Raw genomic sequence first — 12,279 nt, forward strand, 5'->3', positions numbered from 1 at the left:
GGTCATTATGGCACCGCCACGTGCGCCGCCAAGCGCCGCGGCCGGGTCGGCGGACGAGCGGCGCTGGTCAGGCCCGCGAACAGCGGCTAGCTACTCCGTCAGCCGGTAGCGCGCGATGCGGTCGGCGTCGATCTGCGCGGCGGTGAACGGCAGGCGGTGCCAGCGCTTGGCCGAGTATTCGCGCGTGTAGTCGGAGAAGTGCGGGTTGGCCGGATCGGTGGACTGCGAGTAGGTGACGAAGCCTTCCGCGTGCACCTTGCCGTCCTCCCAGGTCACGGACTGGATGTAGCTGTTGCCGTAGAACACCTTGTAACCACTGGCGGACAGCGCCTCGGCGCCCGCTTCCTCGGTCGATGCGATGGTGAACGCGCCTTCGAAGAACTCGCCACCGAAGATCGGGATGTCGTTGGCGATGCAGCAGGGATGCTGGATGCTGCCCAGCGGTGCGTCGAAGGCGATGCCGCTTGCCTTGACCGCGGCGACGCCGTCGGAGAACGCCTGCTGCACCGCATTGGACGAGGTATTCAGATCGCGCGGCGTGTTGACCGGGTCGCTGGCCGAGAACGGCACGCGCCAGAAGTTGCCGCCGCGATCGGCGCCGCCGGTGAGCGCGCGGAAGAACTCGCGCCAGACGTGCGCGCCGACCGAATTCAGGTTGGCGGTGCCGTCCCATTGCGCCAGTGCGGCGCAGGCCAGCGCCTCGTCGCCGCTTGCACTCGGGCAGATCTCGGTCAGCACGTTGTTCAGGCCGTACTCGGCGGTCTTGACCGCCGCGGACAGGCCGACCTGCTGCAGCAGCGGCAGCGTGAAGCCGGGCGTGGCGCTGCGACCGTCGCTGGCGTCGAGGCGGCGCTGCACCTGCGTGATCGACAGCTGCGTGCGGTAGGAGCGCACCGTGCCCTCGTCGCCGATGATGCGCGCGTAGCCGGTGATCGGCTGCGCCGGGTTGGTCAGCCAGTAGCTGTCGTTGTTGTTGGCGACCCAGTCGTCGCGCTGCAGCGTCGGCAGGTGGCTCCTGCCGAAGATGCCTGGCGCCGGCGCGTCGGCGTCGGTATCCCATTCGCAGGCGCTGCGCGAACCGTCGAGCACCGGCAGGCCGGGCACCAGCTGACCGATGACATTGTTGATCGGGATCGCGCCACAGGTCTGCACCTTGGCGTCGGGCACATTGGGCACGACCGACAGGTCACCGTAGTACGCCTTGCCGCCGGGGCCGGTGGCGACGGTGTTGACCCAGGGGATGCCGAGGATCTGCCCATGCAGGTCGATGAACGCGTCGAGCGACTGCGCCTGGTTCCAGCGCGCGAACTGTTCGATCAGACGGTCGTTCTCGGCGTTGGCGTCGCGCAGCGTATAGGCCTTGAGCGGCGTCCAGCCGAGCACCGGCACGCCGCTGGCTTCGAGTACCAGCATCGGTCCGTAGTGCGAGCGGTACAGCGTGCGCGTCTCCGTGCTCATTGAGCCGTCCGCTTCCTTGACCTGGATCGTCACCGGCACCTGCTCGATGTCGCGCAGTCCGCTGCCATAGACGTACTGGAACGGATTGGCCGGATTGAGCGTGAGTTCGTAGAAGGTGAAGCGGTAGGCGGTCGAGACCGTGTGGCTCCACGCGAAATGGTCGTTGAAGCCGATCAGCGCGGCCGGCACGCCGTACAGCGAGGCGCCCATGATGTCGAGCTCGCCGGGGATGGTCATGTGCGCGAGATACAGGCGCTCGGTGCCGGTCCACGGGAAGTGCGGATTGCCCCACAGCAGGTTGGAGCCGTCCTGCGTGGCGTCCCGGCCCATCGCGTACATGTTGCTGCCGAAGCGCTTGCCGCGCATTTCGGTGAAATAGCTCAGCGCGCCCGGATCGGCCCTCAGCGCGGACACCAGGTCGGGCGCATCGCTCGCCGCCTGCGCCTTGGCGGTGCTCAGCAGTGGCGCGGCATTGGCGATCTCATTGATGAACACGGACGACGACGCGATCACCGCCAGCCGGTAGAAGCGCCGGTACAGGTCGTCGGATTCGATCTCGAACAGCCAGTCGGCGTTGCGGCAGGACGCATGGCGCCCGGCGTGGCCGCCGGCCTTGAGCTCGCGGATGTAGCGGTTGTAGCCGGCGACGAAGCCATCGACCACGTCGCGGAACTGCGCCGGCGTGCGCTGTTTCATCGGTGCGATCGCCGCGTCGGTGGCCATGAACTTCCAGAAGTAGTCGCTGTTGACGTTGGTGGCGATCACGCCGTTGGGCACGATGTGATAGCTGCCGTCGCGGCCGAACCAGCGTGCGCGCTCGCCGCGGATCGTGATCAGGTCTTCCTGCAGCACGCACAGGTTGTCCTCGGCAAAGGCATAGCCGTAGCCGTAGCCGGCGCTGCCGTAGTCGGCCGCCTCGATGTGCGGGATGCCCAGAGTGGTGCGCGTGACGGTGACGTCGTAGCGGCTGCCGCCCGGGCCGCCGGCAGACGGTGAGGAACGCCCGCAGCCGGACATCGCCAGTACGGCTGCGCACACTGCCAGCAAGCCCCAACCACGCATGATCTCCTCCAGTTCTTTGGAATGCTTCGCCGGAACTATAGCGCCCGTCCCGGTGCCGTGAACGAGCGATGGAAGCGGATTTACTATGGTGCGCAGGCGCGGCGGCGATATAGTTCCCGACCCGATATAAACACAGGCACGGGATCAGTGCCGAGGAGGCGTCACCATGTTCAAGCCCCGCACGTGGATTCAGGCAGCGGCCGTGCTGGTCGCCGCGCTGCTCGTGGCCGCCTGCGGCGGCAGCGATCCGGTCGGCGCCGGTCCCGGCAGCTCCGGCGGCGTCAAGACCTTCCGCATCTGCCCGGGACCGAACGCGCAGACCGAGGCGATCCTCGCCTTCTTCGACGTGCACGAGGGCGACACGATCGAGTTCTGCGAAGGCAAGTTCGACTTCGACGTCGGCCTGGTGATGTTCGGCAAGAAGGGCATCACAATCAAGGGCGCCGGCAAGGACAAGACCTACCTGCGCTTCAGGAACAGCTCCGACCAGGACGGCTTCAACCTCAACCAGATGACCGGCATCACGGTCCAGGGCCTGACCATCTACGACGCACCCGGCAACGGCCTGCGCGTGTTCCGCTCCGACTACGTGACGATCCGCGACGTGCGCGTCGGCTGGACCATTTCCGATCCGCACGCGGACGGCGTGTATGGCGCCGGCACCTACAACCCCGATCCGCAGAGCTGGAGCGCCAACGGCGCCTACGCGTTCTACCCGGTGATCTGCCACCATGTGCTGATCGAGGATTCGATCTCGGTCGGATCGAGCGATGCCGGCGTCTATGTCGGCCAGTCCTCCGACATCCTGGTGCGCAACACCGAGGCCTTCCACAACGTCGCCGGCTTCGAGTTCGAGAACACCTACCGCGCCGAGTTCGTCGATAACTACGCGCACGACAACGTCGGCGGCTTCCTCGTCTTCGATCTGCCGGGCCGCGTGCAGTTCGGCGAGAAGAACCTCGTCCACCGCAACCGTTCGTACAACAACAACACGCCGCAGTTCGCGCCGCGCGGTGCGATCGTCGCCTACGTGCCGTCCGGCACCGGTGCGCTGGTACTGGCCTCCGACCAGCTTGAGTTCTACGACAACGACATCAAGGACAACAACACGGTCGGACTGGTCGTCGTCAACTATGGCCTGGCCGATCCGAACCAGTCGCAGAAACGCTATGACTTCTATCCGGAAGGCATGCACATCTACAACAACACGTTCACCAACAACGGCACGCAGCCGCAGATCCCGGACCCGGAACGCAGCACCTGCACCGGACCCAACGGGCTGCCGGGGCCGGGCGACAGCCCCGACTGCCTGGGCGACAACGCCGGCCTGCTGGTGACGATCATCCAGCTCAAGAACGCCGGCAAGTCGGCGCAGATCATCTGGGACGGCGCCACCGACACGCCCAACGACTGCACGGCGATGCCGGTGGACAGCGACGGCATCCCGCTCGACCAGCCCAATCCCAACGAGACGCGCGCGCAGCGCTACGAGGCGCGCATGGACGAGCGCGGCCGGCCCAACCTGTACCAGTACGACCCCGAGCCGGTGTGCAAGTACAACGCGTGGAAGTTCAATGCCGACGGCACGCTGAAGAAGCCGCAGAACGGCATGTGCATCGAGAACAACACATTCAACAAGACCACGCCGCTGGCGATGCTGGTGGACGACTACGCGAACATCAAGTTCGGCACGCCCGATCCGACCGACCCGGCGAACCTGCAGCCGGTCGATCACACGATTCCGACCGAATGCCCGATCGTGCAGCCGGAGCTGCTGCCGCAGTTCGTGCCGGTCCTGGGCAGCTACACGCCCAACCCGGCCAACGATCCGCGGCCGAGCGAGGCCGAGCTCGCCCGCGTCTGCGGCAGCGTGCAGCCGGGACAGGTCAACCACGCCGCGCTGGCGCGCTACAACTGCCCGCGCCTGGACCAGTACGGCCTGTTCGCCGATCCGGAAGATCCGACGAAGAACCCGAACGGCTTCGGCGTACCCTTCGATCTCAACACGATCCTGTTCTCCGACTACGCCTCGAAGTACCGCTTCCTGTTCCTGCCGCCGGCGGCCAACGGCGCGCCGCAGAAGGCGGTGTACATGGATCACCAGGACTGCGAGACGCTCAACGTCTATGACTGCTACACGGCGACGCTCGGCTACCCGGTCGGCACCGTGTTCGCCAAGACCTTCTCGTTCAAGAACGGCGCGCAGGAGAACGTCGTCGAGACGCGCCTGTTGATCAAGCGCCAGAACGCCGACGGCAACCCGCTGTGGGTCGGCTTCGCCTACGAGTGGAAGCAGGGTGCCGACGGCAGGCGCTACGCCGAGCTGAAGATCGAGGGCAGCGTGCACAGCGTCAGCTGGGACTACACGGACGACGATCCTGCGGTCGTCGATGCGCAGGGCAACCGCATGCGCTACACCGGCTCGACGAGTCACTACTCGGTGCCCAGCGCGACCGCCTGCCTGCTGTGCCACGGCGGCGACGACCGCGAGGCCGGTACCGCGCCGATCGGCCCGAAGGTGCGCAATCTCAACAAGACCTACGACTATGCCGACATGGGCACGATGAACCAGCTCGCCTACCTGCAGGCGCGCGGCATGCTCGACCTGCCGGCCGGCAGGTCCCCGGACCAGCTGGAGAAGATGGTCAAGTGGAACGTGCCCGGCAGCGGCGGCGACCAGCCCGGCTCGCCGGTGGACGTGCACAAGCGCGCCCGCGCTTTCCTCGAAGTCAACTGCATGCACTGCCACAACCCCGGCGGCGGCGCGCAGAACTCTGGTCTGCGCCTGGATGCGTTCACCGAGCCGATGGACCAGGCGCACGGCATCTGCAAGCCGCCGATCGCCGCCGGCCGCGGCGCCGACGCCGGCGACTACGACATCCAGCCCGGCGACGCCGGCGTGTCGATCCTCGTCAACCGCGTCGCCTCGACCCAGGCCGGCATCAAGATGCCGCCGCTGGCGCGCAGCGTGATGCAGACCGAGGCGGTGAACCTGCTCAGCGACTGGATCGACACCCACGTCGCCGGCTTCTCCGACCCGGACGCCAACACCTGTGGCAGCAGCGGCGGCTTCCTGCCGATCCCGCTGATGGCGCCGATCCCGCCGACCGAAGCCCAAAAAGCACCGTGGGGGTGAGGCCGCGCGCTTGCGAAGCACCGCTTCGCGCGCGGCCGGCAGGTTCGCCGGGAGCGAACCTGGACGCCGCAGGCGGCCCGCAGGGCGAGCACAGGGATGTGCGAGCAACGCCCGGCCATGGAGCGTTTGCCCCGGCGAGTCGTGACTCGATGTCACGACGAGTTCTGCAAACGCCGGGCCGGGGGTTGGTACGGATGAGGAGGTTTCGCCAGGGACGGCGACACTGGAGTTTCGTGTGGGGTGCGCTGGCGCGGCACCGCTTCGCGCCCCGATTGCAAACGAGAACAAGGGGAGAGAGCCGATGCGTCCAGGCGTGCTGATTGCAGCGGTGTTGCTGGTCGTCGTCCATCCGCTCGCCGCGGGCGAGCGCAGCGACCGTGAGCCGCCCGAGCGGTCTTCGATCGACATGCCGGAGGGTTGGCCGGCGCACAGCCTGATCGCCGCCGATGTCGGCGTGATCCGGTTTTCCGATCTGGGGCGGCTCGGCGACGAGTCGGCCACCGGCAGCGTGGCGCGGATCTCGACGCGCCTGGGCATCGCCGGCGGCAGCTACCTCGCCATCGGTGGGGAGTACCACTGGCTGACCGACACGGACCCCGATCTGGACTTCGGCTACGTCCGCTTCGGCGTCGGCTATCAGTTCCGCATCGATCCATCGCTGGACGTCGGCGTGGAACTCGGCGCACAGGGGCAGATCGGCAAGGAATTCTTCGGCACCGACCGCGTGACCGAGGACGCCGAGTACGGTCGCATCTGGCTGCGCAGTGCGCTGGTCGGCGGCGCGACGCTGTGGACGACCGCGACGCTGGGTTCCGACTATCTCGGTGCGGACCTGCGCTGCGAGTGGCCGACGCGGTGGCCCGCGCTGCGCGTGGGACTGGCCGCCGCCGCGGGCCGCATGGAGCGCGCGGAGTTCTGGTCGGTGTCGCCCGCGCTGCGCTGGAGCTTCGGGCCCGGCGGATGAGCGGTCGCGGCGTCGGGCCGGCGACTGATCCTTGTGGGGGAGTCGGCCGCGGCGTCCGACTGACAGACTGCCGCGCAACCGGGGAGTCCAGTGCCGCCGAACACCACATCGATCCTGCGCGTCATCGAGCCGGCGCTGTATGCGCCGCGCGGGCGGCGCCTGAGCGTCGTGTTCCTGCTCGCCGCCACGGCGCTGATGCTGCTGCAGGCGCTGCGGCTGCAGCCCGACGCGAGCTTCGACAAGACCGTTCCCGTCGGTCATCCGTACATGCAGGTGTTCGACCAGTACAGCACCGATCTCGGCGGTGCCGACGCGTTGCTGGTCGCGCTGAGGCTCAAACCGGGTGCCGGCAGTGCGGATATCTATGACGAGTCCTTCCTGACCAGCCTGAAACTGGCGACCACCGAGGTCGAGTTCACGCGCGGCATCGACCGCACGCGGCTGTCGTCGATCTTCACGCGCAACGTGCGCTACCTCGAAGTCGTCGATGGCGGCTTCCGTTCCGAGGACGTGATCCCGGCCGACTACGCGCCGTCCCGGGAGATGTTCGCGCGCATCCGCGAGCATGTCGGCAAGGCCGGCGTGATCGGCCGGCTGGTCAGCAACGACCAGCGCGGCGCGCTGGTCTATGTCGAGGTGCTGGCACGCGACCCGGAAACCGACGAGCGCACCGACTACGTGCACGTTGCCGAGAACCTCGAGGACAAGGTGCGCGGGCAGCTGACCAGCCCGGACAAGTTCCTGTTGCGCCTGCAGCGCGACTACGGCCCGTTCAAGGCCGGTGAGGTCGTCGCCGAGCGCTACGCGCCGCCGTCCTGGAGTTTCGCGCTGGAGAACGTGGAACTGCACCGGCGCGACGAGATGGGCGCCAGACAGGTCGTCAAGCTGCCCGGCCGCTACCTGCAGGTCGAGCGCGTCGCCAATCCGTCGTACAACCCCGATCTGAACGTGCACATCGTCGGTTTCGCCAAGGTCGTCGGCGACGTATCGGCGGCGACGCACGAGGTCGCGCTGTTCTTCCTGCTCACCGTCGTCGGCACCTTCGTCGCGCTGCTGATCTACCTGCGCGACCTGCGCCTGGCCTGGCTGCCGATGCTGTGCTCGCTGGTCGCGGTGATCTGGGAACTGGGCCTGCTGCGGACCTTCGGCTACGGGCTGGATCCGTTCGCGATCATGGTGCCGTTCCTGGTGCTGGCGATCTCGACCTCGCACGGCGTGCAGTACGTGAACACCTGGGCCGACGAGATCGTGCACGGCCGCGATCCGTTCGACGCGTCGCGGCAGACCTTCCGGCGTCTGTTCATTCCCGGCAGCATCGCGCTGATCACCAACGTCGCCGGCTTTCTGACGATCGCGCTGGTGCCGATCGGCGTGATCCGCGAGATGTCGGCCAACGCCTGCCTGGGCATGATCGCAGTGATCGTCACCAACAAGCTGATGATGCCGATCTGGCTGTCGGTACTGCGCGTCCGCGACCCGGCCGCGTTCCGCGCACGGCGTGCGCAGGTCGCGCAGGCCGGCGAGGCGCTGTGGCAGCGCATGGCGATCGTCACGACGCGACCGGTCGCCGCGGGCCTGCTCGCGCTGGCGGCGATCGTGCTCGCGATCAGCTGGCAACTGCAGTCCGGCCGCATCATCGGCGACGCCGACATCGGCGTGCCGGAGCTGCGTCCGGACTCGACCTACAACCGCGATTCCCGACAGATCGCCGAGAACTTTTCCATCGCCACCGACATCTTCACCGTGTTCGCCGAGACCGACCCCTGGGCCTGCGTCAACCACGACGTGCTCGACCAGATGGACCGCTTCGGCTGGCACATGGAGAACACGCCGGGCGTGTCCTCGACGCGCGCGCTGCCGCAGATCGCGCGGCAGATCTATTCCGGCTTCTGGGAAGGGCACATCAAGTTCCGCGTGCTGCCGCGCAACCACGATTCGCTGGTGCTGGCAACCAAGCCGGTCGATACGACCAGCGGCCTGCTCAACGTCGATTGCAGCGCGATGCCGGTGTACGTGTTCACCACCGATCACCGTGCGACGACGATTCACGGCATCACCGCGGCGGTCGATCGCTTCAACGCCGGCAACGCGCGCGAGTTCTACGACCAGCATCCCGATGCGGATCCGCGCGTCTGCGCCGAGCGCCTGCAGCGCCGGCGCAGCGGCGAGGTCGTCACCGACGGCTCGCCGTGCCCGGTGCACTTCGCGATGGCCTCGGGCAATGTCGGCGTGATGGCGGCGACCAACGAGGTGATCGAGGCCAACGAGCTGCGCACCGTGCTGTGGGTCTATGCGGTGATCGGCGCGCTGATCGTGCTGTCCTATCGCTCGCTGGCCGGTGTGCTGATCATCGGCATTCCGCTGTTCCTGGTGACGATCTTCGCCAATGCGCTGATGGCGTTGCTCGGCATCGGCCTGAAGGTGGCGACGCTGCCGGTGGTGACACTGGCGGTCGGCATCGGTGTCGATTACGGCATCTATGTCTACGACGTGCTGCGTCACCATCTCGACGACGACGCGATGCGCCTGCGCGACGCCTACGTGCTGACGCTGCGCCAGACCGGCAAGGCGGTGATCTTCACCGGCCTGTGCCTGGCCGGCGGGGTGTTCGCGTGGCTGTTCTCCGGCCTGCAGTTCCAGCGCGACATGGGTCAGCTGCTGGTGGTGATGTTCCTCGCCAACATGCTCGGCGCGGTGCTGCTCGGCCCGGCGTTGGCGCGCTTCCTGCTGCGGCCGCGCGAGGCATAGCGCATCCAGGCCATCCTTGGCGCGACTGCATCGCGACGCTCCATGGCCGCCCGTTCGCGGGCACCGGCGATGCCATTACGGCACACATCCTGTGTGCCGCCCTTCGGGTGCTGCTGGCGTGCCCCTTCGGCTCCTGCCTTCGGGGTCAAGGCATCGCCTGAGCGCGCCCGTTCACCCCATGTAGAAGAAGTTCAGCTTGTTGCCGTCGAGGTCGCGGAAGTACGCGGCATAGAAGCTGTCGCTGCGCGGGCCCGGCTTGCCTTCGTCCGTGGCGCCCAGCGACATCGCCTTGGCGTACAGCTTATCGACCTGTTCCCTGCTGCCGGCGGCGAGCGCGATCATCACGCCGTTGCCGACCGTTGCGGGCTTGCCGTCGTAGGGCTTGGTCACCGCGATGCTCGGACCGCCCGGCTTGTTGCCCCAGAGGATGAAGCTGCCGAACTCCATGATGCGCTTGGCGCCCAGCTCGCCGAGCAGCGCGTCGTAGAACGCCGCGGCGCGCGGCAGGTCGTTGGTGCCCAGCGTGACATAACCGATCATGGCTTTGCTCCGGGAGAATCAGGGATGCCGATAGTACTCCGGCCGCCCGGCGGTCCACAGCTCGCCCCACAGTTTGCCGCCGCCATCGACGGTCAGCACCTCGCCGGTGACGAAGCTGCCGCTCGACGCGGACAGGTAGATGCAGGCTTGCGCGATCTCCATCGGCGTGCCTGGCCTTTTCAGGGGGTTGGCGAGCGGAAACTCCTTCTGCGCCTCGGGCGGATAGACGCGCAGCCCCTCGGTCGCGGTCAGGCCCGGCGCGACACAGTTGACGCGGATGCCCAGCGGCGCCCATTCGACGGCGACCGTGCGCGACGCGCCGATGATCCCGGCGCGCGCGGCGACGGTGTGCGCGACGCCCGGCATGCCGCGTTCGGTGACGACGACGATGTTGCAGATCGAGCGCAGCATCGGCGTGGCGGCAGCCGCGTGATCGCGCCAGTACTGCGCGGCGCGCTGCATCATCAGCCAGGTGCCGTTGAGATTGTTGTTGATCACCGCGCTCCAGCCCTTGAATGCGAAGTCGATCGCCGGCTGCGGGAACTGGCCGCCGGCGTTGTTGACCGTGCAGTCGATGCGGCCGTAACGCGCGTGCGCCTGCGCGAACAGCGCATCGACCTGCTCCGGTTCGCGCACGTTGGTCGGCACCACCAGCACCTCGCCGCCTTTTGTGCGAATGAAGCTGGCGACCGCGTCGAGCTTCTCGACCGTGCGCCCGCAGATGACGAGCTTCGCGCCCAGGCGCGCGAACAGCAGCGCGACCGCGCGGCCGATGCCGCTGCCGGCACCGGACACGAGCGCGACCTTGTCCTTGAACAGGTCGGCCCGGTACACCGTGTCCGCGGCCCAGAGCGCGTCCGGCGCGTTCAGCGCGTCGATGTCGAGATTCATCGGTTCTGCCGCCTCAGGCCGTCAGCAGTTCCTTGCTGATGATCATCTTGCGCACCTCGCTGGTTCCGGCGCCGATCTCCAGCAGCTTGATCGCACGGTACAGGCGGTTGATCTCGGACTCCCAGATGTAGCCGGTGCCGCCATGCACCTGCACGGCGTCGTTGAGCACCTGGTTCATCGTCTCGGCGACGTAGAGCACGCCGGCGGCCGTGAGCTTGTGGATTTCGCCGCGGCCGCCGTCCTCCTCGCCAATCACGTTGGCGGCGCGCAGCACCTGGTAGGTGAACAGGCGCATCGACTCGACGCGCGTGTACATCTCCGCGAGCTTGGCCTGGATCATCTGGAAGTCGGCGATCGGCCGGCCGAACTGCTTGCGCTGCCGGGCGTAGTCCAGCGCCAGCGCGAACGCGCGTTCGGCGATGCCCAGGCAGATCGGCGAGATCATCGCGCGCTCCAGGTCCAGACCCGACATCACCACCTTGACCCCGCGGTTCTCCTCGCCGACGAGGTTCTCCGCCGGCACGCGGCATTCGTCGAACACCAGTTCGGCGGTCTGCGAGCCGCGGAAGCCCATCTTGATCAGCTTCTGCGCGACCTTGAAGCCGGGGAAGTCCTTCTCGACGATGAACGCCGAGATGCCCTGCGCGCCCTTGTCCTTGTCGGTCTTGGCATAGACCAGCAGCACGTCGGCGACCGGGCCGTTGGTGATGTAGATCTTGCGGCCGTTGAGCACGTAGTGGCCGCCCTCGCGGCGCGCGGTCGTGCGCATCGAGCCCAGCGCGTCGGACCCGGCGCCCGGCTCGGTCAGGCCCAGCGCGCCGATCGCCGTGCCCTTGCACAGTCCGGGCACATACTTCTTCTTCTGCGCGTCGTTGGCGTTGCGCAGGATGTTGTGCAGGCACAGGTTCTCGTGCGCGACCCAGGCCAGGGCGAGCGCATGGTTCCAGCGGCCGAAGGCCTGCAGGATCAGGCCGGAAGTGAAGACGTCGAGCCCGGCGCCGCCCAGCGATTCCGGCGCGGTGACGCCGAAGTAACCGGTCGCCCCGATCTTCGGGAAGATGTCCGTCGGCCACCACTCCTCGTCGTCCATGCGCTGCGCGAGCGGATACAGCTCGGCCTGCGCGAAGCGGTCGGCCTGCGCGAGGATGTCCATTTCATCGGCGGACAGGCCGGTGAAGGCCTGCATCACACTGGGGCGGTCGGTCATCGGAACCTCTGGTGAGTCTGACTTACCAAAAGCTTACGCGTGCGGCCGCGCCGGCACTTCGTCCGATCTGACGAGCGGCGGGCGCCGGGCCGGTGTGGCCCGCGGGATTGATCTGGCTCAACGCGCGCCAGGCAAAGTCGGGTAAGGTGATCCGACAGCGACCGCATCAGGAACAAGGGTATGAGGAATATCGTGTTGTTGGACGCCCTGCATGCAGATGTTGCGATGTAGTGTAAAATGGGACTATGCTGTTGTTTACGGCATGGACCGATT

Annotated in this window: 7 protein-coding genes; 3 read left to right on the forward strand and 4 right to left on the reverse strand. The window is 67.4% G+C overall.

Annotated features, from left to right (window positions below):
- Window positions 1–90: 90 nt before the first annotated feature.
- A complete protein-coding gene (locus tag AAG565_RS10405; protein WP_348819524.1) occupies window positions 91–2,520 on the reverse strand; it encodes a penicillin acylase family protein in 2,430 nt (809 codons plus the stop codon).
- A gap of 166 nt (window positions 2,521–2,686) precedes the next feature.
- On the opposite strand from AAG565_RS10405, the gene AAG565_RS10410 reads away from it, so the two are divergent.
- The 3 genes from AAG565_RS10410 (at window position 2,687) to AAG565_RS10420 (ending at window position 9,368) form a co-directional block, all read left to right on the forward strand.
- On the forward strand, window positions 2,687–5,656 hold the full coding sequence (locus AAG565_RS10410; protein WP_348819525.1) for a parallel beta-helix domain-containing protein: 2,970 nt from the start codon (window positions 2,687–2,689) through the stop codon (window positions 5,654–5,656).
- 301 nt (window positions 5,657–5,957) lie between these two features.
- Window positions 5,958–6,620, forward strand: a complete 663-nt coding sequence (locus tag AAG565_RS10415) for a hypothetical protein (RefSeq protein ID WP_348819526.1) — start codon at window positions 5,958–5,960, stop codon at window positions 6,618–6,620.
- A 90-nt stretch (window positions 6,621–6,710) separates the two neighbouring features.
- The gene (locus AAG565_RS10420) at window positions 6,711–9,368 is read left to right on the forward strand and encodes an MMPL family transporter (RefSeq protein WP_348819527.1); all 2,658 of its coding nucleotides are present in this window, start codon (window positions 6,711–6,713) and stop codon (window positions 9,366–9,368) included.
- Between the two features lie 171 nt (window positions 9,369–9,539).
- On the opposite strand, the gene AAG565_RS10425 is transcribed toward AAG565_RS10420, so the two are convergent.
- The 3 genes from AAG565_RS10425 to AAG565_RS10435 are packed head-to-tail and all read right to left on the reverse strand — an operon-like array spanning window position 9,540 to window position 12,006.
- Window positions 9,540–9,908 carry a VOC family protein gene (locus AAG565_RS10425; protein WP_348819528.1) on the reverse strand — a complete coding sequence of 123 codons (369 nt, stop codon included), beginning with the start codon at window positions 9,906–9,908 and terminating at the stop codon, window positions 9,540–9,542.
- Window positions 9,909–9,926: 18 nt separating this feature from the next.
- Window positions 9,927–10,799, reverse strand: coding sequence for an SDR family oxidoreductase (locus AAG565_RS10430; RefSeq protein WP_348819529.1), 873 nt, complete (start codon window positions 10,797–10,799; stop codon window positions 9,927–9,929).
- Between the two features lie 13 nt (window positions 10,800–10,812).
- Window positions 10,813–12,006 (reverse strand): acyl-CoA dehydrogenase family protein, encoded by a 1,194-nt coding sequence (locus AAG565_RS10435; protein WP_348819530.1) that lies wholly within the window; start codon window positions 12,004–12,006, stop codon window positions 10,813–10,815.
- Window positions 12,007–12,279 lie beyond the last annotated feature (273 nt).

The sequence above is a fragment of the Fontimonas sp. SYSU GA230001 genome, from assembly GCF_040066175.1.
Taxonomy (GTDB): domain Bacteria; phylum Pseudomonadota; class Gammaproteobacteria; order Nevskiales; family Nevskiaceae; genus Solimonas.